This is a genomic window from Paraburkholderia sp. RHO2 (assembly GCF_050955445.1).
In the GTDB taxonomy this organism is placed as follows: Bacteria; Actinomycetota; Actinomycetes; order Mycobacteriales; family Mycobacteriaceae; genus Prescottella; species Prescottella agglutinans_A.
In genome coordinates this window covers 227,086-253,743 of the sequence record NZ_CP162618.1, presented here as the reverse complement: position 1 = coordinate 253,743, position 26,658 = coordinate 227,086, and the positions used below count along the sequence as shown (strand labels likewise).

Genomic DNA, 26,658 nt, shown 5'->3' with positions numbered 1-26,658 from the left:
CGCAGCCGGACATCCGGCGGCTATTGGACCGCCTGACTCACCCCCAGTCAACACATCCGGTCGTATCCCACCGTGAGAACCGGAGGTGATCTCGGTGTCCGCCGGCCGACCTGCCATGCCGGGGATCGCGTGCGGCAGTCTCGTAGTGAGGTCGGACGGCCGTGGGGGTGGGCGCGGGACGGCCTGCGAAGCGCGGTCTGGACAACCGAGTGCGGGTCTCTGCTGGAACTCCCACAATCCGGCCGGGACCGCCGATCAGGAGAGGCGAGATAGCCGTCGAGCGGCGCCGCGCACTGCGGCGGTGAACTCCGCACGCCGCGTGCGCATCCGGTCGACGGGCGCACTCAGCGATAGCGCCGCCACGATGTCGCCACGGTTGTGGATCCCCGCTGCTATACACGCGACATCGGGCGCAAACTCTTCGTACTCACAGGCAACGCCGTGTTGGCGCGCGGACTCGAGCTGATTCTCGAAAAGAGTCACGTGGGAAACGGTGTGCGGTGTGAGTCGGGGGAGTCCGTAGCGGTCGACGATGCCGATCGTTGTCTCGCGGGGGAGGTGTGACATGAGGAGCTTGCCCAGGGCGGATGCGTGCCCGGGCAGTTGGGCGCCGGGCCTGAGAGTGAGAGCCTCCGGTGCCGCAGGGGCGCTCGCGACGCACACGACGCGCAGGCCGTCCCATGCGCCGACGGTGACGGTCTCGCCGAGGTGGGCGGCAAGGTCGCTGACGACCTTCTTCGCGAGCGTCTCGAATCCCGACCCGCGTAACAGGTCGTAGCTGATCGACAGCAGCCGCCACCCGAGCCGGTACCGTCCCGTTGAGGTGCGTTGCAGAAGGCCGATCCGGCTCATGCTGGCCATGATGTCGTGGACGTTGGACTTCGGCACACCGAGCACCCCGGCGGCCTCCGTCACGCCCCACTCCGGGGTCTCGGCGGAGAACAGGTTCAGTACCTTGCCCGTTCGTTCGACGGTGCTCAGCATGATGGTGCCCTTTCGGTCCGAGCCGGCTCGGCAGAGCGGATGTGTTGCGTGGCCCTACCCGCGAGCCTATTGTCTAATATATATTCAATTAAGGAGAGTGCATAGTGGGCGCACCGATTGACGCGCGCGTTGCGGTCCTCGAGGAACTGTTGACCGAACGGTGGAGTTGCCGCGCATTCCAGGACACCCCGGTTCGGCGTGAGATCCTCGATCGACTGCTGGCGATGGCGCAGCGCAGTCCATCGTGGTGCAACACGCAACCCTGGCACATCACGGTCATCGAAGGTGATGCGCTAGAAGCGATCAGGAACGACTTCGTTGATCATGCGCAAAGCACTTCCGGCGCATCGGATTTCCCGTTCCCGGTCAGATACACGGGGCAGTACCTCGAGCGGCGCCGAGAGTGTGCGTGGCAACTGTACGACAGCGTCGGCATCGCCACGGGGGATCGGCAGGCGTCGGGGGAGCAGGCGCTCGAGAACTTCCGCTTCTTCGGCGCCCCCGCGGTCGCGGTGATCACGACGGAGGCCGATCTCGGCACCTATGGGGCCGTCGATTGCGGCGTGTACGTCGGGCACTTCTTGCTCGCAGCGCAGTCGCTGGGCCTTGCCGCGATCACGCAGGCGGCCCTCGCGTCGCACGCCCCGTTTCTGCGCGAGCGCCTCGGACTCCCCGAGAACCGCAAGATCGTGGTCGGCATCTCATTCGGATATGCAGACGCAGACCATCCCGCCAACGGGTTCCGCACCTCGCGTGCGGACACAGACACCGTGGCGACATTCATCTCATGACCAGCCGTATGGACATCGCTGCGGCGCTATACCGTTCGCTAGCCGCCGGTAACCGGAATGAGATCCTCGCGCGACTGCACCCCGACTTCACCGGTCATACAACGGCCGGCCTCCCGCTCGGTCTCGGCGGCGACTACCACGGCCCCGAGGCCATGCTGCGTCAGTTCTGGGGAGGCATCGCGCGAGCATGGGTCGCGGCGGCGCACCCCACCGAACTTCTGCCGCTTGGGCACGACCGACTTCTCGTCTGTGGTGTCTACCGCGGACGAGGCCGGCAATCCGGCACCGAGTTCGAGGCCGAGTTCACTCACATCCTGCGCTTCCTCGACGGCCGCATCGTCGAGCTCGCGCAGGTCACCGACAGTGCGATCTGGGCACGGGCACTCGAGCCCACACGGAATACGGAGGATCGGCAATGACGGGACCGCTGATCGGATGCAAGGTCGTCGAGCTCGCAGGTCTGGGCCCCGCGCCGTTCGCGGCGATGACACTTGCCGACATGGGCGCCGAGGTCGTCCGCGTCGAACGCCCCGGCGGCAACGGGTTCTTTCCCGGACTCGAGCATCTCGACATCCTCAACCGTGGGAAGAAGTCCGTGGCCCTCGACCTGAAAGACCCTCGCGCGGTTGCCGCCGTTCTCGACATGGTCGCGCAGGCCGATATCCTGATCGAGGGCTACCGGCCCGGTGTCGTCGAACGACTCGGTCTCGGCCCAGACGCGTGCCTCGAGCGCAATCCGCGACTCGTCTACGGCCGCATGACGGGCTGGGGACAAGAGGGGCCGCTTGCTCAGAGCGCCGGCCATGACATCGGGTACATCGCCCTCACCGGCGCGCTACACGCGATCGGATCGCAGGGTGGCCCGCCGCAGATACCGCTGAACCTCGTTGGCGACTTCGGTGGTGGCGCCATCTACCTCGTCATGGGTGTGCTCGCGGCGTTGCGGCACTCGGACAGGACGGGACAGGGGCAGGTGGTCGACGCCGCGATCGTCGACGGCGCCGCGCATCTGCTGGGCTCGGCGCACATGATGCTCGCGGCAAACTCGTGGGACGACGAGCGTGGTGTGAACATGCTCGACGGAGGGTGGCCGTTCTACGCGGTGTACGAGACGTCGGACGGAAAGCACATGGCCGTCGGTGCGCTTGAACCGCAGTTCTACGCAGAGTTGCTGCGCATCCTCGGCCTGGGGCTGGATCCGAAGGCCCAGCACGATCGCTCGCAGTGGCCCGAGATGCGCCGGCTGCTCGCGGGGACCTTCATGCAGCGAACCCGCGACGAGTGGGCTGGCGTATTCGAGGGGACTGATGCGTGCGTTGCGCCCGTCCTGTCGCTCATGGAAGCGGCCGAGCACCCACACGTCGCGGCACGCGGTACCGTCGTCGAGCACGACGGTGTCCTCCAGGCCGCTCCAGCGCCGAGGTTCTCCTGCACACCAACGGGATTCGGCACCCCCCCGCCGGTACCCGGCCGCGACACGGTGGAGGTGCTGCGCGCGTGGGGAGTCTCCGGATTCGACGATCTGATCGACGCGGAACTCGCGGGTGACAGCGCCGCGTCCCGCTGAACCCGGGCGATCGGCGCCCGGGGCGTCCGCGTCACGCGACGCTGGGTGCCGATCGCCCGATTATAATCGAGCGGTGATTAGAAAACCGTCGACGGGAAGCCCGGAACCGTGTGGTGCGAAGAGTGTGCGCACCCGTGGGCGGATACTCGACTCGGCCGCGTATGTCCTGAGCCGCAAGGGGTATGCAGCCACGCGGTTGACCGACGTGGCCGACCATGCACAGCTCCAGGCGCCGTCGTTGTACTACTACTTCTCATCTCGCGACGAACTCGTCGAAGAGGTCATGTTTACCGCGGTCGCCCGGATGCGTGCGCACGTGCAGGCCGCGCTCGACGCGCTGCCTGCCGGCACGTCCGCGATGGACCGGATCCTCGTCGCAGTCGAATCCCAGCTCCGCTACGAGTTGGCCGTCTCGGACTACGCCACCACGTCCTCGCGTAACGCGAGTCAGCTCCCCGAGCACCTGCGGGCCCGGCACGACAACGAGCGCGCCGCCTACGGCAGCATGTGGCGGAGCCTCATCAGCGACGCGAAGAGATCTGGCGAACTCAACCCGGCGATCGAGATCCGGGCGGCCCGCATGCTCGTGATCGGAGCGATCACGTGGGCTGTCGAATGGTGGAATCCGAACGCCGGCTCGCTCGACAGTCTCGTGGAGACGGCGCGGATCGTGGTACACAACGGATTACGGGACAGCGCGAGTGCAGTAACCCAGGAGGAATGAGCCGTCCCTGTGGTGGATCCGCGGACGGGATCCACCACACGGGAGGACTCAGCGTACGAGTTCGCGGCCGATGAGGTCCTTCATGATCTCGGTCGTACCGCCGTATATGGTCTGGATCCGGGTGTCGACGTATGCCCTCGCGACGGGATACTCCATCATGTAGCCGTACCCGCCGTGGAGCTGCAGACACCGGTCGAGCACGCGCTTCTGCAGCTCACTGACGAACCACTTGCCCTTCGCTGCGTCGGTCGGGCTCAGCGTTCCCGCGTTGAACGCGAGGACGGAACGATCGATGTAGGCTTCGGCGACATCAAGCTCCGTCGACATCTCGGCCAGCTCGAACCGGGTGTGCTGAAAGTCGGCGATCGACTGCCCGAACGCCATACGCTGCGTGCAATACTCGCGAGTCTGCTCGAAGATCGCCCGAGCCGTCGCGATCGCCATCGCGCTGACCCCAAGGCGCTCCCGCGGCAGATGGCTCATCAGGTGCTGCAGACCGCGGCCCTCGGTACCGAGCAGGTTCTCGGCGGGCACTCGGCAGTCCTCGAAGAAGAGTTCCGCGGTGTCCTGGCCTGGTAGTCCCATCTTCTCGAGCTGCCGCCCCCGGACGAAGCCGGGCATGTCCCGTTCGACGACGAACAGCGAGTATCCGCGTGAGCCTCCGTCGGGATCCGTTCTGGCCGCCACGACCGCGAGATCGGCCATGATGCCGCTCGAGATGAATGTCTTCTGCCCATTGAGGATCCAGCCGTCTCCGTCGCGCTGCGCGCTTGTCCGGATGCCGCGGAGGTCGCTGCCGGCTCCCGGTTCGGTCATCGCCAGTGCACCGATGATCTCGCCGGTAGCGAATCCTGGCAGCCAGCGTTGCCGCTGCTCCTCGGTGGTGAGATCGAGCAGGTAGTGCAGGACCAGGTCGTCCTGGAGAGCGATCGTCAGACCGAACGACAGGGCGTTGATGCGGGCGATCTCCTCGCACACGATCATCCGGTACCGGTAGTCGGACTCGCCCGATCCCCCGTACTGTTCGCCGATCTGCAGGCCGTAGATGCCGTGCTCCGCTGCGCGTGCGAAGACGCTGCGGTCGATCAGATGGTCACGGTCCCAGCGGTCCTGGTTGGGGACGACCTCACGCTGGAGGAACGCGCGCACGGTCTCGCGATACGCCTCGTGGTCGGCGGTGTAGAGATTGCGGTCCATGTCGGTTTCCGTTCAGCCGAGTCGTTCGATGATCGTGACGTTGGCCTGCCCGCCGCCTTCGCACATGGTTTGCAACCCGTAGCGGCCACCGGTGCGTTCGAGCTCGTGCAGCATGGATGTCATGAGCCGGGCACCGGTCGCGCCGAGCGGATGGCCGAGGGCGATGGCGCCGCCGTTGGGGTTGACCTTGGTCGGGTCGGCGCCGATGTCGTCGAGCCAGGCCAAGACGACGGGGGCGAACGCCTCGTTGATCTCGGTGACATCGATGTCGTCGATAGACAGACCGGTCTTCTTCAATGCGTGCTGGGTCGCGGGAATCGGGGCGGTCAGCATCATGACCGGATCGGCGCCTCGCACGGACAAATGGTGGATGCGGGCCCGCGGCGTGAATCCGTAGCGCTGCACCGCCGCCTCGGAAGCGATGAGGAGGCCGGCGGAACCGTCCGAGACCTGGCTCGAAACCGCGGCGGTGACCTTACCTCCGGGCGTCAGTGGGTTGAGGGTGGCCATCTTCTCGAGGGAGGTATCGCGGCGCGGACCCTCATCGACGGTTACGCCCGCGAACGGGACCGTCTCGCGTTCGAAGCGGCCCTCGTCGATCGCGCGGAGCGCGCGCCGATGACTCTCGAGGGCGAACTCCTCGCACCGCTCGCGCGTGTGTCCCCATTTGTCGGCGATGAGTTCGGTGGCACGGAACTGGGAGATCTCCTCGTCGCCGTAGCGAGCGTGCCACGTGTCCGATCCCGTCCAGGGATCGGAGGAGCCGTACTGCTCGCCCGCGCCGAACGCGCACAGGATCGGGTACTGGCTCATCTTCTGTACGCCGCCAGCGATGACAAGGTCCTGGGTGCCGCTCATGACTCCCTGAGCAGCGAAATGTATGGCCTGCTGGGAGGATCCGCACTGACGGTCGATGGTTACGCCGGGGACGGACTCGGGCAGGCCCGCGCCGAGAGCAGCGGTTCGGGCGATGTCGCCGGCCTGGGAGCCGATGTTGTCGAGGCAGCCGAGCACCACGTCGTCGATGTCAGCGGGATCGAAGTCGTGGCGACCGACGAGGGTGGAGATGACATGCGCGGCCATGTCGGCCGGGTGACTGTCTGCGAATCCGCCATTTCGGCGTCCTACTGGGAGCCGGACGGCATCGACGATGTAGGCCTCGGGCATGGGTCCTCCTAGGGGCTTCGGGTGGGCGCTGATGCTGCAACAGGTTCGGTCCCGGTCGAACTCCAGAGCTTCCGCGCGTGCAGCGATCGTATCTAATTTATATTCGATTTCAATCCCGATCCTCGGGGAGGTGCACCGGCGCTGCGGCCCGGTATTGCCGGTCTTCTTCCTGGGCCCCAGGCAATCTCAGTCAAGTCTAGATTTCTAACATCAATTAGAAGTATGGTCGTCGCATCATCGCGGCCGTGCTCGGGCCGCGCTCGCGAATCGCTCTGGATCAATCCGTCTCCGTTGCCCCACGAGGAGTTCCCATGAAGGTCTTCACCGGTCTCGACGAGCTGTCTGCCGCGGAGGGGGTAGACCTCGGTACAAGCGGCTGGGTCGACATCGATCAGAAGAAGGTCGACCTGTTCGCCGACGCCACGGGGGATCTCCAGTGGATTCACGTGGACCCGGTCCGGGCGAAGAACGGACCGTTCGGCGGCACGATCGCCCACGGCTTCCTGACCTTGTCGATGATGCCGGTACTGCAGCAGCAGCTCTACCGCATCGACGGCATCACCATGGCAATCAACTACGGGCTGAACAAGGTTCGATTCGTGACCCCAGTGCCCGTCGGCGCCCGAATCCGTGCCCATGTCCGTATCGGGACGGTCACCCCACTCGAGGGCGCCGTACAGATCGAACTTCACACCACGATCGAGGTCGAGGGTGCCGACAAGCCTGCCTGCGTCGCGGAGTCAATCGCGCGTTTTGTTGCCTGACCGGGTCGACAGCTGCCGGGACGCCCGGACCTTCATCGACGACACCGGTACCAACACTCCCTGCCCGATTCGGCTAGCTGCCGACCGTCCACTCTGGAGGACTTTCGATGACATCCGCTCTCGACATCCGAACGCTGGCCGAGTCCCATTGGGGCGTCGACGATAGCGTGCCACTCGTTGACCATACGGTGGGTGACGTTCTCCGTGAGCGTGCCCAGCAATTCGGCGATCGCACTGCGGTTGTCGGAGTCGCGCACGGGACCGGTGAAACCCGCCGGCTGACGTACATGCAACTGCACGACGAAGCGTCCCGCGTGGCGAATGCTCTGCTGCAGCTCGCCCGGCCCGGCGACTTCGTCGCTCTGTGGGCGCCGAACGTGGTGGAGTGGCCGATCGTCATGTTCGGAGCTGCGCTGGCCGGTGTCCGGCTGGTCGCCCTCAACCCGGTCCTGCGCGAGGACGAACTCGTATACGCGCTCAATCACTCCGGCTCGACCGTGCTGATCCATGCGGACACCAGCCGCGGGTATGACATGGCGGCAGTCGTCGCCGCGGCCGCGTCCCGATGCGCGTCGCTGGCGCACGTCGTCAGCCTGTCAGAGACCGATCGATGGATCGCGGAGGAACCACTCGACCCGGCGGCGGCGGGTCCCGACGCCTCCGACGCCGACGCTCCCGTCATGCTCCAGTACACGTCCGGCACGACGGGGCTCCCCAAAGGCGTTCTGCTGCGCCATCGCTCACTCGTCAACGTCGCCCGGTTCACCCTCGAGGGGATCGAGTCACCGCTGAACCCGGTGGCGGTAAACCCGCTGCCGATGTTCCATACAGCGTCGTGCGTCATCGGGACCCTGGGAACGATCTGGATGGGCGGCACGATGATCTTGATCGAGCAGTTCACGCCCGCAGGCACGCTGAAGGCTCTCCGTGACGAAGGCGCGTCCGTGTTCTACTTCGTCCCGACGATTCTCGGGGCTGTGCTCGAGGCCGCGCGCACGTCTGCTGAATCCGCGCCGAAGGTCATGCGGGTCCTCGGCGGCGGCGCCAACGTACCGGGACCGATGATCGAAGCGACAGAGGAGATCTTCGGCGCGACCGTGCACAACCTGTACGGACAGACAGAATTGGCCCCGGTGCTCACTCTGACCCGGACGGTCGACAGCCGCAACGACCAAGTGAACACGAGCGGACGACCGATCCCGCAAGTCGAGGTCAAAATCGTCGATCCGCTCGACGGCACCCTGGTTCCCCTAGGCGAGTCCGGCGAGGTCTGCGCCCGCGGATTCCAGCAGATGATCGAATACCTCGGCAATCCCGAGGCGACGGCCGCGACCGTCGACGCAGACGGTTGGCTGCACACCGGCGATCTGGGTGCCTTCGACTCGCGAGGCACCCTGCGGATCACGGGCCGGCTCAAGGATCTGATCATCCGCGGCGGCGAGAACGTCGCGCCCGCCGAGATCGAGTCGTGCCTCACCGCCCATGACGGGGTCCTACAGGTCGCAGTCGTGGGCGTGGATGACGAAAAGTGGGGCGAGGCCATCGCAGCCGTCGTCGTTCCGCGCGGAGACGCGGCACCGGGATTGAGACAGTCACTCATCGACCACTGCACCGACCGACTGTCGAAGTTCAAGGTCCCGCGCGATTGGTATCTGGCAGCCGAGCTGCCGACCACGCCATCGGGCAAGATCCAGAAGTTCCGGTTGCGCGACACCATCATATCGGGCGACGTCACCGAGATGCCCTAGTGCCACCCGAACCGAAACCGAGAGAGATTCCGATGACGAGAACGACAACCGCCGCCGTCGACTGCACCGTCGCGGACAGCCTCGCAACCATCACACTGAACCGCCCCGACGCACGCAACGCCATGAACCAGGACGTCGCCGACGACCTGTACGACATCGCCGTCCGCCTCACGCACGACGAGACGGTGCGAGCGGTGCTCATCGTCGGGAGTGGCCCGGTCTTCTCCGTCGGCGGCGACATCGGCATGTTCGCCTCCACCGAAGTGGGCGCCCTCCCGGAAACCCTGTCGCGGATGGCTGGCCGGTATCACGACGCACTCGGGCACTTCGCCCGGCTCGAGGTGCCCATCGTGTGTGCCGTCCACGGCGCGGTCGCTGGTGGCGCTCTCGGCCTGCTGTACATCGCGGACATCGTCATCGCATCCGAGAACACGAAGTTCGCCCTCGGCTTCGGCAGTATCGGCCTGACCGGCGACGGCGGCACGTCGTGGTTCCTGCCCCGGCTCATCGGAGTGCGCCGGGCGGCAGAGCTGTACTTCGAGGACCGCGTCCTCGACGCCGCGGAGGCCGCCGACTGGGGCCTGATCACCCGCGTCGCCGATGCCGACGATCTCGCTGAGCACGCGACCACCACCGCCCAGCGCCTTGCATCAGGCCCGACGAGGGCCTACGGCACCATGCGGGCGCTGTTTCGGCGGTCCGCGATAGCCGAGCGTGACGTCCAACTGGCTGACGAGGCAACCGCGGTAGGGCAGATCGCCGGCTCAGCCGATGCCGCCCGCGCCTTCCAGAGCTTCGTCACCAAACGGGCGCCCGCATTCGAAGGACGCTGATGCCGCCGACCGATCGGTACGCCGAATTTCTACACGATCCAACGTAATCAGAGGAGAAGAGCATGTCAGGACTCACCGACCGTGTCGTCGTCGTCACCGGAGCCGGAGGCGGCCTCGGCCGCGAATATGCACTGACGCTTGCCCGCCAGGGAGCCCGTGTCGTCGTCAACGATCTCGGCGGGGCCAGGGACGGCTCCGGGTCAGGCTCGGCGATGGCCGATTCTGTCGTTGAGGAGATCCGTGCCGCAGGCGGACTGGCCGTCGCGAACTACGACAGCGTCGCGACCGCTGCCGGCGCCGAAAGCCTGATCCACACCGCGATCGACGAGTTCGGCGCTGTACACGGCGTCGTCAACAACGCAGGGATCCTGCGCGACGGTGCGTTCCACAAAATGACTGAGGACAACTGGGACGCGGTCATGAAGGTCCACCTCTACGGCGCCTTTCATGTCACCCGGGCGGCGTGGCCACATTTCCGCGAGCAGCAGTTCGGCCGCGTGGTCGTAGCGACATCGACCAGCGGCCTGTACGGCAACTTCGGCCAAGCCAATTACGGCGCCGCCAAGCTCGGCCTCGTGGGGCTGGTCAACACACTGGCGATCGAGGGCGCGAAGTTCGGCATCGCCGCGAACGCGGTGGCACCACTCGCAGCGACGCGGATGACCGAAGACATTGCGCCCGAGGAATTCCTCGCCAAGCTCCCGCCATCGCACGTGGCCCCGGTTGTCGCGCACCTGATGAGCGCCGACTGCACAGATACCGCGTCGGTGTTCGTTGTCGGCGGCGGACGGGTCCAACGAGTCGCACAGTTCGAGAACAAGGGCGTGACCTTCTCCGAGCCGCCGACTGTCGAGGACGTCGCGGCGCGCTGGTCCGAGATCGTCGACCTCACCGACGCCGTTCCCGGACAGAACCCCCTCGGCTGAGACCCAGCGACGAGTTCGGCCTGCCATCCCGCCCGAGACAAGCAGGCCGAACTCCTCGCGTGCTCCCTGCACATCGGACGATCGGCCGACCTCGTGTTGTGCACCCACTACCTCGGAACCGGTTGAACCTAGTCTCCGGGCTGGTCGGGCACAGGGGGTGACTGGCTGCAGACGCCTGAACCATCTCGCCCCGGCAAGCCCTGGCGTGCACGTCGTTTTGCTGCAGAACGAGCAACTGAGCCGACTGCACGTTCACTGATCTGCAGCGCGCCGGCGGGTCAGGCCATCAGGACGCTGAACCGCCAGTCGAGCACCGGCGTCGGGTCTGTGCCGGTCCGATGGGCGAACACGATCGAACGCAGGTCGAGCGTCCCCCCACCCGCGGGCAGAGTGGATGCGCCCTCGACGTGAAGCTCGCTGGTGAGCGTGTCACCCTCGAAGACTGGACTGGTGTGATCGCAGGACTGCCAGCCAAGCACGGTGACCACGTTGGGCAGCGCACGCGTGGCTTGGGCGAGAGCGATACCGATCGTATGCCCGCCGTAGACGAGACGCCCGGCGGCACCGACACGCTCATCGTGGTGCGTCGCAGCAATGTTGAGTGTCAGACGCGCAAGCTCAGGGGCACTCGAGACGACGTCACCACTCGACGAGAAGACTGTCCCGACGAGCGAAGCATCGAAGTGCGTGCCGGGAATGCGCAGGCGATAAGCGCCCAGATCCAAGCCCTCCGGTACCGACCACTGAGGAACTCCTTGCGGTCCGATTGCAGACAGGTCGTCCGTTCGGGTGACCGCCGCCGGCGCGGTGGCGGGATTCAGCGGCACCATGGCGCAGCGGTAGAAGTCCAGTACCGTTCGGCCGTCCTGGTCGAGTGTGCTCATACGCAGCGCTACGAGTCCCGTGGCCGCCCGGTCAGGCTTGACCGTGTTGCTCTTCAGGCCGACGACCTCAGTGGTCGTGTGCAGCGTCTCGCCGATCAACGGCAGGCGGTGGAGGCGCAGACCCCGATAGAACAGGTTTGCTTTGACGTGATGTGTGACGAGTGTCGACTGGCCGATTGCGATGTCTGTGACCAGGCCGGGATGGGCGATCGGTCCGCCAGCGACGGCGGCGGACAGGTGCGTGTCCAGCGGCAGGCGCATGCGGTCGCCGACAATGGCCTGATGTGAAGCGGCCAAGCCGTCCGTCAACGTGACAGACGGGGCTGAGTCGAAAGTCTGTCCTACCTCCAGTTCGTCGAAGTAGGGACCGCCGATCGCCACGGCGAGTTTGGATGTAGTGACACGGGGAGTGGGCGCCATCATCAGTCTCCGATCTTCGACAAGGTGCGACGGGCAGCGACAGCGATCGCCTCGTCGAGCATTTGACCATCGAGTTGAGCCGCACCCGCACCGTGCAGTTCCGCTTCGGACAAGGCCGCGAGAACACGGCGTGCGGAGTCGATCTCCGCCTCCGACGGGGTGAAGGCCCTCAGGGTGGTGTTGATCTGGGCGGGGTGGATGATCCACTTCCCGTCGAATCCAAGCTCTGCGGCCCATCGTGCTGCGCGCCAGAATCCGTAGTCATCTGCAATGCTGAGCGACGGGCCGTCGATTGCCTGCACCCCCGCTGCTCGGGCGGAGTGAAGTACCCGATCTTGAACGTAGAGCCAACGTTCGGGTGCCAGGGTTCGTGTGCGTCCAAGTGATGCGCCAAGATCGGCATACCCGATGATCACGGCCGACACTCGAGGGCCGCGGGCGATCTTGTCGATGTCGATCACGCCTTGTGGTGTCTCGATGATGGCCTGTACGGGCAGGTTGGCCGCACCGGAGGCAGTCAGGATGCGGTCGGCCTCGACCAACTCCTCGACAGACTCGACCTTCGGAATCACGATAGAAGTGAGGTGGTGCGAGATTTCAGCCGCCGCAAGCAGATCGTCCTCGAACCACGCGGTGCCGCGTCCGTTGATCCGCACCGAGACTGCAGGAAGCTGAGTGTGCCCGCGGACGAGCGCCGACACCAGGTCCCGGGCGGACGCCTTCGATGCGGCGGTCACGGCATCTTCGAGGTCGAGGACGATCTCGTCGGCAGCGCTGGACAATGCCTTGCAAGCCTTGTGTTCGTCGGATCCAGGGGCGACGAGCGCGACTCGTCGGCGTGCTGCGGTCACTGCGTGTCCTTCTTGATTCGGTAGGAGGGGTCGGCCGGAACTTTTGCCTACGAACCGGTGACGGGCGAAGCCGGGCGGCGGATCGGGGCCTGTGCGCGATGACCTCTCCACTATCGGGACTGCCGAGTGTACTGTACTTAATTGACATTAGAATTGAAAATGCGCGAACATGGCCGCAGAACCAACTCTGCTCGCCGCGGGCGATCGACTGGCGAGCACTACCGACTCGTGAGGATCCACGTGAGTACCTACCTGAACGAGGAAGAATCCTTCCTGGTGAAGACAATTCGCGACTTCATCGACCGCGAAGTCAAACCCTCCGTCCAAGCGGTCGAGCATGCCAACGAGTACCCGGAGCAGTGGATCGATCTGATGAAGCAGATCGGCATCTACGGGCTCGCCGTGCCGGAGGAGTACGGCGGAACACCGGTCTCCATGCCTTGCTACGTGCAGGTCACCGAGGAGCTCGCGCGCGGGTGGATGTCGCTGGCGGGGGCGATGGGCGGGCACACCGTCGTCGCCAAGCTGCTGACGCTGTTCGGCACCGAGGAGCAGAAGCAGCGGTACCTGCCGAAGATGGCGACCGGCGAGGTGCGCGCAACGATGGCCCTCACCGAGCCTGGCGGTGGGTCGGACCTGCAAGCAATGAGCACCGTCGCCAGACGAGACGGCGACGATCTCGTCATCTCGGGTGCGAAGACCTGGATCTCGAACGCTCGTCGTTCACAAGTCATCGCCCTCCTGTGCAAGACCGACCCGACGGCGACGCCACGCCACAAGGGAATCTCGATCGTCCTCGTCGAACATGGCCCCGGACTGACGGTTTCGAGGGATCTGCCCAAGCTCGGCTACAAGGGTGTAGAGAGCTGTGAGCTGAGTTTCGATGACTACCGAATCTCGGCGGACGCGATCCTCGGCGGCGTCGAGGGCCACGGCTTCAGCCAAATGATGAAGGGCCTCGAGACGGGCCGTATCCAGGTCGCATCGCGTGCCCTCGGTGTCGCGACGGCGGCACTCGAGGACTCCCTGGCCTACGCGCAGCAACGGGAGAGCTTCGGCCAACCGATCTGGAAACACCAGTCGATCGGCAACTACCTCGCCGAGATGGCCACCAAACTCACCGCCGCCCGCCAGCTCACCCGCTACGCCGCTGAGAAGTATGACAGCGGCGACCGGTGTGACATGGAGGCCGGTATGGCGAAGCTCTACGCATCCGAAGTGGCAATGGAGATCGCATTGAACGCCGTGCGCATCCACGGCGGCTACGGCTACTCAACCGAGTATGACGTGGAACGCTACTTCCGAGACGCCCCGCTGATGATCGTCGGCGAGGGCACCAACGAGATCCAGCGCAACGTGATCGCAAGCCAGCTCATCGCACGGGGCGGACTGTGACGACGCGCAAGACCACGCCGGGACCGTCACCGCAATGATCCTGTGAATAAAACACTTTCGGGTCAGCTAGACCCTTATCGACATGCACCGCGCATCGCACACCAGACTTCGGAAGGAACTCCAATGGCGGAGCAGACGCCGGGCCGGATCTTCCGGGGCATTGACGACGTGGAAGCCGCGCTCGGCGAGCACGTCGGATACAGCGACTGGCTCGAGATCACCCAGGAACGCATCGACACGTTCGCCGATGCGACGGGCGATCACCAATGGATCCACATCGACCCCGAACGCGCCGTGACCGGACCCTACGGATGCACGATCGCGCACGGCTACCTCACACTCTCCCTCCTACCTGCATTAGGTGCACAGATCTTCGACATCGACGGCGTGAAGTTGAAGATCAACTACGGCACGAACAAGGTTCGATTTCCCGCACCCGTTCAGGTCGGGACCCGCATCCGCCTCGGCGCGCAGCTCGTCTCCCTCGAGCGCACCGCCCGAGGCGCCAACCTGGTGACCGAGTACGTCATGGAAGTCGAGGGCGGCAACAAACCGGCCCTGGTCGCCGAAACCATCCGCGTCCTGGTCTCCTGAGGAGCAATCACATGACTAGAGCAGCCCTTGTCGCCCCTGTCCGCACCGCTGTCGGACGCTTCGGCGGCTCACTCAAAGACGTTCCGGCGGTAGCGCTTGCAAGCGCCGTTATCAAGGAGACCGTCACACGCTCCGGTATCGACCCCGAACTCATCGAAGACGTCGCAATGGGGCAGTCCTACGCCAACTCCGAGGCACCCTGTATCGGCCGCTGGGCGGCCCTCGATGCGGGCCTACCGGTTTCGGTCGCCGGCCTGCAGCTAGACCGCCGATGCGGCACCGGCCTGCAAGCCCTGATTACCGCCGCGATGATGGTTCAGACCGGCGCTGCCAACGTCGTCCTCGCCGGCGGCGTGGAGTCGATGAGCAACGTCGAGCACTACACGACCGGAGCCCGGTGGGGCGCACGTTCGGGCGGCCTGCAGCTCCATGACCGCCTCGACCGTGGCCGCGAGCGTTCCCAGCCGGAATGGCGGTTCGGCAAGATCAGCGGAATGATCGAGACGGCCGAGAACGTCGCCGCGCGGTGTGGCATCACCCGCGAGGAGTCGGACGCGATGGCCGCCGAGAGCCATCGCAGAGCTCACACCGCCTGGGAGGAAGGACGATTCGACGACGAGATCGTCCCGGTGGAGACGACCGATCGAAAGGGCAACGTCACACTCTTCGCGCGCGACGAAGGGATCCGACCCGACAGCACAACGGAGTCGCTCGGCAAGCTCCGCTCGGTCACCCCCGGCGGAGTCGTCACCGCCGGCAATGCGAGCCAACAGAACGACGCCGCGGCATCCCTCCTTGTCGTCGCGGAGGACAAACTCGACGAATACGGCCTCGAGGCGATCGGATACCTCGAGAGTTGGACCGCCGCCGGATGCGACCCCGCCACGATGGGGCTCGGACCGGTCGCTGCGACACAAAAGCTCTTTGACCGCACCGGCTTCGGATTCGACGACTTCGATCTCGTCGAACTGAACGAGGCATTCGCATGCCAGGTGCTCGGCGTGCTGAAGCAGTGGGGATGGGACGACCGCGCGCGCCTGAACGTGAACGGGTCTGCCATCTCACTCGGGCACCCGATCGGTGCGACGGGTGCCCGCATGGCCACGACCGCGCTGCACGAACTGAAGCGCCGCGGTGGTGGCCGGGCACTGGTGACGATGTGCATCGGCGGTGGCCAGGGCATGGCCGCGTCGATCACGACGACCTAGAGCGTGTCTCCTATTTCGTGAGGGACCTCAGCCAGATACAGACCGCTGAGAGGACCACGCCGGCCCGGTAGGTGAGTGCGAGTTTGTCGTAGCGGGTGGCGAGCCCGCGCCACTGTTTGAGGGTGGCGAAGGATCGTTCGACGACGTTGCGGCCCTTGTATTTCTCGGTGTCGAACCCGACCGGGCGGCCTCCGCGGCTGCCCCGCCGGAGGCGGTGACGTTTCTGGTCGTCCGGTTCGGCGATGATCGCTTCGATGCCTCTCGCTCGCAGGTGGGCGCGAATCGCTTTCGACGAGTAGGCCTTGTCGCCGAGCACCGCGTCCGGGCGGGTTCGGGGTCTTCCACGGCCGAACCGGGGCACCGACAACGCGCCCATCAGGATGGGGAACATTGGCGAGTCACCGGCCTGACCTGGCCCGATCAGCAGGACGAGTGGCCGGCCGTGTCCGTCGGCGAGCTGGTGGATCTTCGTGCCGAGCCCGCCACGGGAGCGACCGAGGGCGTGGTCAGCCGGCTCGTTCCGGAGGTTCCTGTAATTCGACAGATCCCCCTGTGTCGCGGGTGAGGTTGGTGCCGTGTTGGTGGGCTCGGCAGATCGTCGAGTCCACCGACACTGTCCAGTCGACCAGCCCGTTCGCATCCGCATGCGCCAGCAGGGAAGCGAGGATCTTGTCCCAGGTGCCGTCCCCGGCGTAGCGGCGGTGCCGCTTCCAGATCGTCTGCCACGGACCGAAATCCGCGGGAACGTCCCGCCACGCAACTCCGGACCGGTAGCGGTAGACGATGCCCTCCACGACCCGACGGTTGTCCCGGAACGGGCGGCCCCGACATCCGTCGGACGTGGGAAGCAACGGCTCGATCAACGCCCACTGTTCATCAGTCAGGTATTCGGTGCGCGACACACGGAACAGTGTCGCCGATCCCACCGCCCGGATTTAGGAGACACGCCCTAGGTCTGATGTCCAGGACAGTTTCCCGCCGTCACCAAACCTCGCTGGCGACGCACACCGTATGCCGAGACAGAACTTCCCGGGGGGAGTGGGAGAACGTCCTTTCTCGCGGCCGCGGTCAGTACGCTGCGCCGGTACGTGCAGGCATCCACCAAGGCGCGGGCCTTGGCCCGCACGCACGGCACCCTGGACGGACCCCGGAACCGCGCGTCCCGCCGGAACAAGCGGTTGGGGCCCACCACTCGTGTGTGAGGAGGTGCCGGACATAGCTGTTCTCGACAGCGCGTGTTTGGTGGACGACGCGGCTCGGTGATGACGACCGGTAGGGCGGCGGTGGGAACGGCTGGAGGCGGGGTGCGCAGCATGAGGCCGCTCACCCATTGGCTTCCATGGTTTGTGATGCAAACTCGATACTCGAGTTTGCATCACAAACCACAGGGAATCGGGGACCGTCACGGACGCCTCAGTCGAGAAGCCGAACGCGGTACTGGCCGAGATCTCGACGGTTCGACGCCGAGCCCGGGCGGCTCGCCCACCCACATGGCTGCCACTCGCGATCTTGGCCGTGGTCGTGTCCGCCGCGATGCCGCTACTTGCAACGCTCCTTCCAGGAGCGGTGGTTGGGTTCCTCGCCGTTGGCCAGACTCTCCGGGTTCGGTCAGCTGCAACACCCCACCGCAGCTGCGCTCTACTGGCTGGTCGCACTGCCAGTCGGGTACGCCGCGATCGCCGTCTCCCTGGTCCGGCGCGGGTCCCGTTCCGGGGTCCGGGTGCGGGCTTCGCACGCCACCGTGTGCGGACCAATCCTGTTCGTCGGACTGGTGGCAGCTGTGGTGGCGGTACCTCAACTACGGCTCCTGCCGGGGAACTTGATGGTCCGCGGACTGACCCCGCTCCTGGCAATCGCGGTGGGCGTCATGGTGTGGGGCGCACTCGATCAGGACCTCACCGTCTTCGGTGTCGGCGCCCCTGACACTGGCCGACAGCCTGGTCGCGAACCTGTACGGCCTCGAGAACATGATCTTGGCGCAGGGAGTCGACCTCGACTACCGGTACAACGTCCTGCTCAACCCCGCCTTGCCTGCCCTGGTCCTCGCGATCGGCGCTGTCATTGTGGCCGTGCGGGACCGGGCGCCGCGATGACACACCCCACCAACGCGCTCGACGATGTTGTCCACCAGCGAACCCGGCTGGGAATTCTCGCCGTTCTCTCGGAAGCAGACTCGGTCGATTTCGTGTTCATTCGCCAGACCCTTGGGCTCACCGTCGGCAATCTCTCACGCCACCTCGCTGTGCTGTCCGACGCGCGACTCGTCGCGATCGACAAGAAGGGGTCCGCAGGAAAGGCACGGACGTGGGTGTCGATCACCAAACGCGGCCGGACCGCACTCGCAGCCGAACTGGCGATCCTCAGACAACTCGTCGAGGCAGCAGTGCGGGGCACGACCAGGAACACCTGACGGTCACTCCTGAGATTCGCCCGGGTGGGCGGGTCCGCTGCGGAGATTGGTCAGTCGACGAAGCTCGGCGCGCTGGCGTTAACCCGGCTTGACCAGGAATCGGGAAGAGCTCATCCTCGGCGGCTACCTCGGCCGCATAGCTCATGGTCTGTGCAAGGTCATGGAACGAGCGCCGGTAGGCGGCAGCGACGACAGTTGCGGCGTAGTGCCGGACCGCCGGGGCCGGGTTGCCAAGCGTGAGCACCGCGCGGAGGGTGTGGTGAACGGCCGGCGGAACCCGTCCCGTGCCGGCCCGGGTGAGTTCGGCAGAGATGCTGACCGGATCATTGGGGCGGCCGTCAGTGAAAGCGCCGCGGATCGCGGCGAGCTTCCCAGTGTGCCTGGCCGAATCGGGTGCGCCAGGTCGGGTCGCTTCAGGAGTGCCGGTGGCCGGTGCGCGATTCGGATGTCACGGCGGGGTGCAGAATTCTGGCGAGTCGCTTGACGATGTCGTGGAGGAGGCCTCGTCGGTCCGCCCGCCGCGGCGTCGCCGCCACCCGGTCCAGACCATGCAGGTACGTCATCGGACCGCACGAATATTCGCTGGGACATCCGCACTGCAGGCGGCACGATGGGCGCATGGACACCGACACCGCACACCTCATAGCGCTCGCGGGCGACTGGCACGGCGCCACTGCGTGGGCGTGCAACCGAATCGCGGAGGTTGCCGGTCGCGGCGTACGGATCCTGTTCCACCAGGGCGATTTCGGTATCTGGCCCGGCACCCGGGGCGGTCGGCACCTGCGGGCGGTCGACGCCGCCTGCATCGAGCACGATGTGTGGCTGTACATCACCCCGGGCAACCACGAAGACTGGCAGGCCATCGATTCGACGCCGTTGGAGTCGCGCACCGAGATCGGGCCCGTGCACTGGTTCGGGGAACGCATCGCGGTGCTCCCTCGCGGTGCACGATTTACGATCGCCGGCCGCAGCTTCGTCTCGCTCGGGGGAGCGCCGTCGATCGACTTCGAGACCCGGGTGCCCGGTGCGGACTGGTGGACCACCGAGATGATCACGCCCGAGGACGTCGTGTGCGTCATCGACGGCGGGACCGCGGACGTGATGCTCAGCCACGACGCACCGGACGCTCCCTGGCAGACCCCGGCGGTCCACGCGGTGTGCTCGGCCAATCCTGGCGGCTGGTCGGCGATGGCACTCGCCTACGCGGCAATCGGCCGCCGCCGACTCACCGAAGCCGCCGGGGGCGTGCAGCCGAAACTATTGGTGCACGGGCACTACCACGTCACTGACGAGTCCGTCGTGGACGTGCCGAGCGGCCAGTGTCGAGTGATCAGCCTCGGCTGCGAAGGAACGCCGGGAAACCTCCGCTTCCTTAACCTCGAAGACATCCCCACGGGGGTCTAACGAACGGAAGCCGCCAGCCTCCGTGTTTCGAGGGCGGGCGGCTTCGGTTCGTTCAGTTGGGTCAGAAGAACTTGTATGCCTCCCGCGAGACGGTGAATCCGTTGCCTGTTGCATCGTGTCGGCAGGACATCGCGTTCGAGTCGACTGCGCAGGTGAATCCATAGGCGCTGACTCGGTGCCCGTACGGCATCGCACTCGCCTTTGCTTGCTCCCTGGTCGTTGCCTTAGCTCTGCCGTTCGTGATCAAACCCAGTGACGTCTTGCCGGACGCGTCGACCGAAATCAGGTTCGCTTCTGCTTGCTGCCCTGTCCCGCCCGGGACCGGAACCATGACGCCATTGACGATCGGTTCGCCGGGTGGCGATGTGCAGTTCGCGCCGCTCGCCGTGATTGAGCAGATGAAGTTCCCGCTCGGCGAGGAAACCGTGCACACCCCGTACCCGCCTGGATAGTTCGGGTCGGCACACGCACCGGGGTCCAATCGCTCGTATGAGAACGGGTCGGGCGCGAGCTGGCCGCCACTCGTCGTGGTTGGTGCTGCGGTTGCACGGGGAGTCGGAGTCGGAGTTGTGGCGGCCGCTTCCTGTGCTTCGGTTGGCTGCGCAGAATGCTCCACTTGCGTATGTGGGCGGCCTTGCGATTCTGACAACGCAGAAGCGGCGACGACGGCTACGAGAACCGCGGCGGCGCCGACCATCCACGGAATCAGCGGAGTGGGGCGGACACCGGAAGCGGCACGGACGTGGCGGTTTCCTGGCAGGTGAACCACGCGAGTGCCGTTGGCAAGCCGATCATGGACGCCCTGATGGGTGGGCTCAGGCTTGATAGTCACGGCCATCCACACCACGGCGACGACTACCGCCAGTTCGATGACGATCCCGACGACTTTCGGAACTTCGGTGCTGCTGACAATCGCGCCGATTCCGACCGCGATGCCATAGGGGATTGGCAGCAGGTAGGCCGCATTGCGCCAGAACGACTGCATTGACGTCGGTAGCATCCCGGTTCCATCGACCACTGCGAGGCCGATCAGGCGCTTACCCAGTGTCTTCCCGGTGCGCGCCTCGGACAGGAAGACGTATGCGAACGGTATGGAGGAGACCGCGATCGCCGCAACAAACGTCCCGATATGTCGGGCGGTTTCGCTTCCAGCCGCATCAGTCACGGCACCCAGTCCTGTCCAGGCAAGACCGCATGCGAGCACGATGACGAGCAGATCGACGGAAAATGCCGCGGCCCTGAATGCCAGCGGCGCCGGCTGTCCCTCGATCCGCCGATGTTGCTGGCGCTGACGGGACGGCCTGGCAGGAGCGGCATTGTGGGCCGCCACGGTCGCCACCGGCTGAGGAACGGCGGTCACCCGCCACTCGAGCACCGTCGCCACGATGGCGAGACCTGTTAGAGCGAAAGACATCACGAGGGCCATGATCAAGCCGACTGCCGGCGCGTACGAGCCTGCTGCCGGCGCGTCGACGAACTGACCACGCACATTTACCAGGAGGGTCAGCGTCCAGACAATACCGATCAGACCCGCCACCCCGGACGTGATCGCCGCCGCCAACCGTCGACTGGTGCGCTTGTACACAACGCCGGCAAGGGCGGCGATGAGTCCGAGCACGATGGCCGGTGCTGCTGGTGTACCGCCACGGGATTCGAAGGCGTCCTTGCCCGTCGACGCGACGAACGCATCAGCGGCTTGCCCCATTCCGGTGTTCACGGACACCGACGCATCGCCCAACCCCGAGACGGAGACGTGTACCGGAGTCCCTTGCCCGGAGCTGAAGACGACCTCGCTGACAGTGAACCAGGGCAGCGCCGAAGAGATCAGCAGTATCGCACCGGCAATGATGATCGCCCACTCAACGACACGTCTGGGGTCCATGCCAACCCCAGTCCCAGAATTGGTGACCATCTCGGCGCGAGCGCCGACAGCATGAAACGATCCTTCGGGATACACACTCCACCTCGTTTGTCAGGTCGGCGAAACGAGCCACACCCTACGCGTCCGGAATTCCCGCTTGGCCGGAAAGCACACAAGCACCCGCACGGAACGACCGATCGACTACCCGGCCCACGTGCGACGTTGTCTGCGTCGGCGAACCGGATTCCCGACGCACCCAGCTCCGTGGCACTCCAGCCGCACCCGCGCCGACTGCTCCGCTGTCGTCCGCCGTGTCCCGTCGACGCCGGTGTGGACGTACGGTCAAACCTGCGCGTGCCGGTCCGCGGCGAGATAGTTGTTCGCCACCGTCTCGAGGTCCCCAGACGGCAGACCTCAACGGGCGGCGATGACGCGCAATCGATCACCACGGGGCGAGTGGGTACTGCGGCTGCCACAATGCCGTTGCTGGGGTGCCTGGGGAACGCCACTGCCGCTTTGTGGTCCGGCGGCGTGGTGGCCAGCGGACGACGGTCCAACGCCGGTACCCCCGCCCGCCCCGCACTCCGGACTGACCGGTGACCGCCGCGTAACCGCCGCGGGGCGGCGGGCGCTGACACGAGCGGCGTAGGCGAAGCCCTCACTCGGATCCGGGAACCAGCGGTCAGGGCGGTGTCACGTCGAACTAGCCGGCACCGATCGTGCGGGTGCACCCGATGGCGCCCTGGTGCGCACCGAGACACACGAAAGGGCCTGCGAGGCAAATGCTCGCAGGCCCTTTTCGGCTGTCGGATCAGCCGACTCGTTCGAGGAGTCCGGCGCGCTGGTTCGACCCGAGACCACCCATCCGGCGGGTCTCGGAGATGCCGAGGTCGGTGATGATCTCGAGAGCGGTGGCCTTCCCGATCTTCGGCAACGACTCGAGGATGTAGAGGACCTTGGCGCGGCCGACGGTCTCGTCGGTGCCGGCGCGGCCGAGGACCTCGGCGAAGGTCGCCCTGCCGGTCTTGAGTTCCTCGCGGAGCGCGGCCCGTGCGCGGCGCGAGGCGGCGGCCTTCTCGAGCGCCTGGGCGCGCTGTTCGGGGGTCAGAGTGGGCAGTGCCATGTATCGGTCCCTTCGTGGGAATGTCTCGGCTGGTCAGCGTCGGGTGTGACCGTAGTCGGCCCCTCCGACAGGGCCGAGTGTCGCCACAAGGCGCCGAGGGTGTTCATGCTCTGACCGCCGGCAGTTCCAGAGCTCGGCGGGCCAGCACACCTAGTTTGGATTAATCGGAATCGCTTCCGGTCCGGTATTGCCCCTACGGCAGCGTGGCGAGGGCCTTGTAGAACCACTGCACCGAGCGGGCCGGGGGTCGGCTCGCATCAGTCTGGGTAGCCGCTGCCGCCGACCTGTTCGCAGCGTCCGGTCGGCGGTAGCCTCGAGGTGGCATGTTGTGTTCTCCCCACCGCCCGCAAGCGATGGGGAGTCACGAGCGAGCCCAGCTGTTGACCCTCACCTAACGGGAGCGGGAGGTGGTTGCGGTGAGTGGTTCGCCGTTGTCGCGCAGGGAGCGTCGGAACCGGCCCGGCGGTGGCGTGATCGGCGGGAACACCGAGCATGGTGAATGCGTGGACGGCCTCGAGAACCATCTGATGGCGCACGCGTCGGCGAGCTTGTCCAGCCTGAACGGGTGCGTAGCGGCCGAAGGCTGGGTGATCACCGCGGCCGGACAGCGGCGGTTGACCGCGCAGCGGAGGCACGCCCACCGCACCGCGGGCGCCCGGAAACCAGCACATGCGCTGTGGCCGCGGGTGAGAGAGGCCGAGGAGAGTGCCCCACGAAAGATCGTAGGTGGGTCGCTGGCAGGGGAGGTCGAGGCGCCGGTGAAGCCCACCGCGGAATCGAAACACACCTCCAAGGGGCACGCGCGCAACGGAAAGCCGCGTTGGGATGTTCGGCACGAACACAATTCGTGTGAATGACACGATCGCCTCGGCGCGTGACTGTGCGGCGGCGCATGAAGAATCGAGGGGTAGGGCAGCATGACAGATGCCGACGATCAGCCCGGATCCGATGCTCTTCGGGCTGGTGGATTTGATCCGAGTAATTTGCACGGTGCGGTTATTGCAGTGCCCCTGCTTCGGCGTTTTCGTGACCCGTCGATGGCTGGGATCGCGCATCCCGTGGTCATCGAGTTGAACCGCGGGTATCCCGACGGAGCCGACGCAGCGGCGGAACTCGTCCGGGAACTCGTTCTGCGCGTCATCGGAGACCACCCTGCGACGGGTGAACTGCTGGTCGACCGAGGACTCTCCCAATACATCGTCGCGCGGTTGACAGCCGCGTCGATCACCAGGTTGGTTCAGCTCGACCGTTATCCAGAGCCACGGCCCGAGCCGACAATCCACCGAATCTGGCCCGACTTCGAGGTCGGGCCCCTCATCAACCGTTCGGCCGCGACCGTCAAGGCAGACGCGGCCCGCACCGCGTTCACCGCGACCGGAGCCGGAATCGTGTGGGCAGTCGTCGACTCCGGAATCGACGGACACCACTCCCACTTTCAACCCCCCAACGCCAACATGCCGGCGACGCTGAATGTTTCGCTACCAGTGCAGCACCGGGACTACACAGGGGGGAATTCGCCGCTGACCGACGACTTCGGCCACGGCACACACGTCGCGGGCATCATCGCGGGCGATACCCGATCCACAACGCCGTCGCCGATCGCTGTCCGCGCCGAACTCGATCACAAAGGTGATGTCGACTACCACTGCGAGCCTGCGGTGGGAATGGCGGGGATGGCTCCGCAGTGCCAGCTGGTCAGCTACAAGGTACTAGACGGCAACGGCGACGGTGAGACCAGCTCGATCATGTCCGCGTTGCAGGATATCCAGAAAGTCAACAACTTCGGGCGCGACATCAAGATCCACGGTGTGAACCTCTCCGTCGGATACCCGTTCGACCCGGAGTGGTTCGCCTGCGGCGAAAGCCCCCTGTGCATCGAGGTCTCCCGGCTGGTGCGGTCGGGTGTCGTCGCGGTTGTCGCAGCCGGGAACACCGGATACGGCTACAACCAGGACTTTCGCAAGGGAAACGTCGCGGCGGGCTTGGATCTGACCATCAACGACCCCGGCAATACCGATGAGGCGATCACGGTCGGATCGACCCACCGCGACATGCCGCACCGCTACGGTGTGTCGTACTTCTCGTCGAAAGGCCCCACGGGCGACGGGCGCGCCAAACCGGATCTCGTGGCCCCGGGAGAGCGCATACTGTCTTGCGCCGCAGGAGTGGCTCTTCGCACCATTCTCGCCAAGCCCGGAATCGCCGGCCCGATCGACTACATCGAGGACAGCGGGACCAGCATGGCGGCCGCGCACGTGTCGGGCGTCATTGCGGCGTTTCTCTCCGTCCGAAGGGAATTCATCGGCAATCCCGATGCCATCAAGCGAATCTTCACCACCACCGCCACCGACCTGGGCCGTGTCCCGATCTTCCAAGGAAGCGGCCTGATCGACCTGATGCGCGCCATTCAGTCCGTGTGACGCGCCACCGGGCGACCCACCTCCGCACCGAACGCAAAGGATCACCGCCATGGCCGACCTCTCCGGATTCCCCGCGGCAGACATCGAGTTCAATCGCGACGCGGAGGTCATCGCGGGCGCCGACGACGTCGCCGCCCTCGCCGGGGCCGCCACAACGACCGACCTCCTCGTGCTCTGCCACGGCTGGAACAACGACATCGACGATGCACAACGTCTGTACGAAAAGCTGGCCGCCTCGATGCGGGCGGTGCTCGACCGAGGCCGTCTGCCCGCCCTGACGTCAGGAATCGCGATTGTCGGCGTGTTCTGGCCGTCCAAGAAGTTCGACGACAACACGCTGATCCCGGGCGGCGCGGCCGCAGCCGAATCGCCGATCGATGCCGAGCGCTTGCTCGACCAGATCGCCGTGCTGAGGAGCGTATTTCCCGACCTCGCCTCGCAACAGAAGCTGGATTCGGCCTCCGCCCAGATTCCGCTTCTGATCGACAAGAAGTCGGCGCGAGCGACATTCGCAGACCAGTTGCTTGCACTACTCGACCGGACCGTCGAGGACCCGGAGGAGATCAAGCCGGAGCTGTTCGCCCTACCGACCACAACGATCATGGACCGTCTCGCAATCCCTGTCACAATCACCGGCCCGACCCCAGGTGGCGCGGCAACCGCCGCGCTCGGTCCCGCCGGCGGCGGATCACAGGCGGCAGCCGGGGAAGCCGCCGGTCTGGGGAGCCTCCTCGGCGGTGCACTCGGCGCGGCTCACAACTTGCTCAACTTCACCACCTACTACGCCATGAAGTCGCGGGCGGGCACGATCGGCGAGAAGGGCCTGGCCGAGGTGATCACAACCCGGATCGCCCGACCAGGGCTGCGGATCCACCTCGTTGGCCACAGCTTTGGCGCCCGGCTGGTCACAGCCGCTGCTAAGGCCATTCCCTCCGACACCGCGACAAGCCTGACGCTGCTCCAAGGAGCGTTTTCGCATTACGGCTTCGCCAAGGACTGGAGCCCCGGCCACAACGGGTTCTTCCGCACCGTCGTCGACCAACATACGGTGACCGGTCCCGCGCTCGTCACCCACACGGCCAACGACCGGGCCGTCGGAATCGCCTATGCGATCGCGTCCCGCATTGCTGGACAAGTCGCGGCAGGGGTCGGGGACGCCAACGACATCTACGGCGGAATTGGACGAAATGGGGCACAACACACACCCGAAGCGCAACAGCGCCGGCTCCTGCCCGTTGCCGACGCATACCCCCCATGGCAGCCACGCGTCTTCCATAACCTGCTCGCCGACGAGTTCGTGGCCGACCACTCCGACGTCACCGGTGAAGAGGTCGCCTACGCCCTGCTGTCTGCTGTCGCCGGGACACGCGGGTAACCCGCGCGATCC

25 protein-coding genes are annotated in these 26,658 nt (G+C 65.9%); 16 read left to right on the top strand and 9 right to left on the bottom strand.

Features of this window, described 5'->3' with window-relative positions; all coding sequences use genetic code 11:
* Positions 1–255 precede the first annotated feature (255 nt).
* Complete coding sequence (locus ABTV10_RS26285) at positions 256–984, bottom strand: IclR family transcriptional regulator (RefSeq protein ID WP_499035834.1); 729 nt, start codon at positions 982–984, stop codon at positions 256–258.
* Between the two features lie 104 nt (positions 985–1,088).
* Between ABTV10_RS26285 and ABTV10_RS26280 the strand changes: the two genes are divergently transcribed.
* From ABTV10_RS26280 to ABTV10_RS26265, 4 genes are all read left to right on the top strand, one after another.
* Complete coding sequence (locus ABTV10_RS26280) at positions 1,089–1,775, top strand: nitroreductase (RefSeq protein WP_499035833.1); 687 nt, start codon at positions 1,089–1,091, stop codon at positions 1,773–1,775.
* Positions 1,772–2,194 (top strand): nuclear transport factor 2 family protein, encoded by a 423-nt coding sequence (locus ABTV10_RS26275; protein WP_499035832.1) that lies wholly within the window; start codon positions 1,772–1,774, stop codon positions 2,192–2,194. The genes ABTV10_RS26280 and ABTV10_RS26275 overlap by 4 nt, the downstream gene beginning before the upstream one ends.
* Complete coding sequence (locus tag ABTV10_RS26270; protein ID WP_499035831.1) at positions 2,191–3,342, top strand: CaiB/BaiF CoA transferase family protein; 1,152 nt, start codon at positions 2,191–2,193, stop codon at positions 3,340–3,342. Before ABTV10_RS26275 ends, ABTV10_RS26270 begins: the two co-directional genes overlap by 4 nt.
* A 124-nt stretch (positions 3,343–3,466) precedes the next feature.
* Positions 3,467–4,066, top strand: coding sequence for a TetR/AcrR family transcriptional regulator (locus tag ABTV10_RS26265; RefSeq protein WP_499035830.1), 600 nt, complete (start codon positions 3,467–3,469; stop codon positions 4,064–4,066).
* Positions 4,067–4,114: 48 nt separating this feature from the next.
* Here ABTV10_RS26265 and ABTV10_RS26260 read toward each other — a convergent pair whose 3' ends face one another.
* Positions 4,115–5,263: an acyl-CoA dehydrogenase family protein gene (locus ABTV10_RS26260; protein ID WP_499035829.1), complete on the bottom strand. Its 1,149-nt coding sequence runs from the start codon at positions 5,261–5,263 to the stop codon at positions 4,115–4,117.
* Between the two features lie 12 nt (positions 5,264–5,275).
* Complete coding sequence (locus ABTV10_RS26255) at positions 5,276–6,430, bottom strand: acetyl-CoA C-acetyltransferase (RefSeq protein ID WP_499035827.1); 1,155 nt, start codon at positions 6,428–6,430, stop codon at positions 5,276–5,278.
* Positions 6,431–6,741: 311 nt separating this feature from the next.
* Between ABTV10_RS26255 and ABTV10_RS26250 the strand changes: the two genes are divergently transcribed.
* From ABTV10_RS26250 to ABTV10_RS26235, 4 genes are all read left to right on the top strand, one after another.
* Positions 6,742–7,194: a MaoC family dehydratase gene (locus ABTV10_RS26250; protein WP_499035825.1), complete on the top strand. Its 453-nt coding sequence runs from the start codon at positions 6,742–6,744 to the stop codon at positions 7,192–7,194.
* A 107-nt stretch (positions 7,195–7,301) separates the two neighbouring features.
* Positions 7,302–8,942: a class I adenylate-forming enzyme family protein gene (locus ABTV10_RS26245; RefSeq protein ID WP_499035823.1), complete on the top strand. Its 1,641-nt coding sequence runs from the start codon at positions 7,302–7,304 to the stop codon at positions 8,940–8,942.
* 32 nt (positions 8,943–8,974) lie between these two features.
* A complete protein-coding gene (locus tag ABTV10_RS26240) occupies positions 8,975–9,775 on the top strand; it encodes an enoyl-CoA hydratase/isomerase family protein (RefSeq protein ID WP_499035821.1) in 801 nt (266 codons plus the stop codon).
* 62 nt (positions 9,776–9,837) lie between these two features.
* Positions 9,838–10,701, top strand: coding sequence for an SDR family NAD(P)-dependent oxidoreductase (locus ABTV10_RS26235; RefSeq protein ID WP_499035819.1), 864 nt, complete (start codon positions 9,838–9,840; stop codon positions 10,699–10,701).
* A 278-nt stretch (positions 10,702–10,979) separates the two neighbouring features.
* Here the strand turns inward: ABTV10_RS26235 and ABTV10_RS26230 are convergent, their stop codons facing one another.
* Together ABTV10_RS26230 and ABTV10_RS26225 are read right to left on the bottom strand one after the other, a co-directional pair.
* Positions 10,980–12,005: a MaoC family dehydratase gene (locus ABTV10_RS26230; RefSeq protein ID WP_499035918.1), complete on the bottom strand. Its 1,026-nt coding sequence runs from the start codon at positions 12,003–12,005 to the stop codon at positions 10,980–10,982.
* A gap of 2 nt (positions 12,006–12,007) precedes the next feature.
* Entirely contained in the window at positions 12,008–12,856 is an 849-nt protein-coding gene (locus ABTV10_RS26225; protein WP_499035817.1) for an HpcH/HpaI aldolase/citrate lyase family protein, read from the bottom strand.
* A gap of 240 nt (positions 12,857–13,096) precedes the next feature.
* On the opposite strand from ABTV10_RS26225, the gene ABTV10_RS26220 reads away from it, so the two are divergent.
* The 3 genes from ABTV10_RS26220 (at position 13,097) to ABTV10_RS26210 (ending at position 16,053) form a co-directional block, all read left to right on the top strand.
* The gene (locus ABTV10_RS26220; protein WP_499035815.1) at positions 13,097–14,251 is read left to right on the top strand and encodes an acyl-CoA dehydrogenase family protein; all 1,155 of its coding nucleotides are present in this window, start codon (positions 13,097–13,099) and stop codon (positions 14,249–14,251) included.
* A gap of 123 nt (positions 14,252–14,374) precedes the next feature.
* Positions 14,375–14,845: a MaoC family dehydratase gene (locus ABTV10_RS26215; protein WP_499035813.1), complete on the top strand. Its 471-nt coding sequence runs from the start codon at positions 14,375–14,377 to the stop codon at positions 14,843–14,845.
* 11 nt (positions 14,846–14,856) lie between these two features.
* The gene (locus ABTV10_RS26210; RefSeq protein WP_499035811.1) at positions 14,857–16,053 is read left to right on the top strand and encodes an acetyl-CoA C-acetyltransferase; all 1,197 of its coding nucleotides are present in this window, start codon (positions 14,857–14,859) and stop codon (positions 16,051–16,053) included.
* Between the two features lie 10 nt (positions 16,054–16,063).
* Here ABTV10_RS26210 and ABTV10_RS26205 read toward each other — a convergent pair.
* Positions 16,064–16,955, bottom strand: a protein-coding gene (locus tag ABTV10_RS26205) for an IS5 family transposase (protein WP_499035397.1) whose coding sequence is annotated in 2 segments (ribosomal slippage) — positions 16,064–16,594 and positions 16,596–16,955 — 891 coding nt in all. Because the reading frame shifts where the segments join, the coding sequence is not laid out codon by codon here.
* Positions 16,956–17,960: 1,005 nt separating this feature from the next.
* Here ABTV10_RS26205 and ABTV10_RS26200 point away from each other — a divergent pair.
* The 3 genes from ABTV10_RS26200 (at position 17,961) to ABTV10_RS26190 (ending at position 19,867) form a co-directional block, all read left to right on the top strand.
* Positions 17,961–18,146 carry a hypothetical protein gene (locus tag ABTV10_RS26200; protein WP_499035809.1) on the top strand — a complete coding sequence of 62 codons (186 nt, stop codon included), beginning with the start codon at positions 17,961–17,963 and terminating at the stop codon, positions 18,144–18,146.
* On the top strand, positions 18,143–18,463 hold the full coding sequence (locus ABTV10_RS26195; RefSeq protein ID WP_499035807.1) for a transcriptional regulator: 321 nt from the start codon (positions 18,143–18,145) through the stop codon (positions 18,461–18,463). Before ABTV10_RS26200 ends, ABTV10_RS26195 begins: the two co-directional genes overlap by 4 nt.
* A gap of 618 nt (positions 18,464–19,081) precedes the next feature.
* Positions 19,082–19,867, top strand: a complete 786-nt coding sequence (locus tag ABTV10_RS26190) for a metallophosphoesterase (RefSeq protein ID WP_499035806.1) — start codon at positions 19,082–19,084, stop codon at positions 19,865–19,867.
* Between the two features lie 61 nt (positions 19,868–19,928).
* Here the strand turns inward: ABTV10_RS26190 and ABTV10_RS26185 are convergent, their stop codons facing one another.
* The 3 genes from ABTV10_RS26185 to ABTV10_RS26175 all read right to left on the bottom strand — a co-directional run bounded on the left by ABTV10_RS26185 (position 19,929) and on the right by ABTV10_RS26175 (position 24,275).
* Entirely contained in the window at positions 19,929–21,749 is a 1,821-nt protein-coding gene (locus tag ABTV10_RS26185; RefSeq protein ID WP_499035805.1) for an RDD family protein, read from the bottom strand.
* Positions 21,750–22,539: 790 nt separating this feature from the next.
* Positions 22,540–22,851 carry an integration host factor, actinobacterial type gene (gene mihF / locus ABTV10_RS26180; RefSeq protein ID WP_499035804.1) on the bottom strand — a complete coding sequence of 104 codons (312 nt, stop codon included), beginning with the start codon at positions 22,849–22,851 and terminating at the stop codon, positions 22,540–22,542.
* 257 nt (positions 22,852–23,108) lie between these two features.
* Positions 23,109–24,275: a hypothetical protein gene (locus tag ABTV10_RS26175; RefSeq protein ID WP_499035803.1), complete on the bottom strand. Its 1,167-nt coding sequence runs from the start codon at positions 24,273–24,275 to the stop codon at positions 23,109–23,111.
* Here ABTV10_RS26175 and ABTV10_RS26170 point away from each other — a divergent pair.
* Together ABTV10_RS26170 and ABTV10_RS26165 are read left to right on the top strand one after the other, a co-directional pair.
* A complete protein-coding gene (locus ABTV10_RS26170) occupies positions 24,240–25,271 on the top strand; it encodes a S8 family peptidase (protein WP_499035801.1) in 1,032 nt (343 codons plus the stop codon). The two genes, ABTV10_RS26175 and ABTV10_RS26170, sit on opposite strands and share 36 nt — an antisense overlap.
* Positions 25,272–25,320: 49 nt before the next feature.
* Positions 25,321–26,646, top strand: a complete 1,326-nt coding sequence (locus ABTV10_RS26165) for an alpha/beta fold hydrolase (protein WP_499035800.1) — start codon at positions 25,321–25,323, stop codon at positions 26,644–26,646.
* Positions 26,647–26,658: the final 12 nt, after the last annotated feature.

Bases quoted from the DNA above. Each gene is read 5' to 3' on its own strand.
- ABTV10_RS26285 (WP_499035834.1), bottom strand. From the start codon at position 984: ATGCTGAGCACCGTCGAACGAACGGGCAAGGTACTGAACCTGTTCTCC.
- ABTV10_RS26270 (WP_499035831.1), top strand. From the start codon at position 2,191: ATGACGGGACCGCTGATCGGATGCAAGGTCGTCGAGCTCGCAGGTCTG.
- ABTV10_RS26185 (WP_499035805.1), bottom strand. From the start codon at position 21,749: ATGGACCCCAGACGTGTCGTTGAGTGGGCGATCATCATTGCCGGTGCG.
- ABTV10_RS26250 (WP_499035825.1), top strand. From the start codon at position 6,742: ATGAAGGTCTTCACCGGTCTCGACGAGCTGTCTGCCGCGGAGGGGGTA.
- ABTV10_RS26195 (WP_499035807.1), top strand. From the start codon at position 18,143: ATGACACACCCCACCAACGCGCTCGACGATGTTGTCCACCAGCGAACC.
- ABTV10_RS26275 (WP_499035832.1), top strand. From the start codon at position 1,772: ATGACCAGCCGTATGGACATCGCTGCGGCGCTATACCGTTCGCTAGCC.
- ABTV10_RS26215 (WP_499035813.1), top strand. From the start codon at position 14,375: ATGGCGGAGCAGACGCCGGGCCGGATCTTCCGGGGCATTGACGACGTG.
- ABTV10_RS26240 (WP_499035821.1), top strand. From the start codon at position 8,975: ATGACGAGAACGACAACCGCCGCCGTCGACTGCACCGTCGCGGACAGC.
- ABTV10_RS26190 (WP_499035806.1), top strand. From the start codon at position 19,082: ATGGACACCGACACCGCACACCTCATAGCGCTCGCGGGCGACTGGCAC.
- ABTV10_RS26245 (WP_499035823.1), top strand. From the start codon at position 7,302: ATGACATCCGCTCTCGACATCCGAACGCTGGCCGAGTCCCATTGGGGC.
- ABTV10_RS26165 (WP_499035800.1), top strand. From the start codon at position 25,321: ATGGCCGACCTCTCCGGATTCCCCGCGGCAGACATCGAGTTCAATCGC.
- mihF (WP_499035804.1), bottom strand. From the start codon at position 22,851: ATGGCACTGCCCACTCTGACCCCCGAACAGCGCGCCCAGGCGCTCGAG.
- ABTV10_RS26210 (WP_499035811.1), top strand. From the start codon at position 14,857: ATGACTAGAGCAGCCCTTGTCGCCCCTGTCCGCACCGCTGTCGGACGC.
- ABTV10_RS26230 (WP_499035918.1), bottom strand. From the start codon at position 12,005: ATGGCGCCCACTCCCCGTGTCACTACATCCAAACTCGCCGTGGCGATC.
- ABTV10_RS26235 (WP_499035819.1), top strand. From the start codon at position 9,838: ATGTCAGGACTCACCGACCGTGTCGTCGTCGTCACCGGAGCCGGAGGC.
- ABTV10_RS26260 (WP_499035829.1), bottom strand. From the start codon at position 5,263: ATGGACCGCAATCTCTACACCGCCGACCACGAGGCGTATCGCGAGACC.
- ABTV10_RS26255 (WP_499035827.1), bottom strand. From the start codon at position 6,430: ATGCCCGAGGCCTACATCGTCGATGCCGTCCGGCTCCCAGTAGGACGC.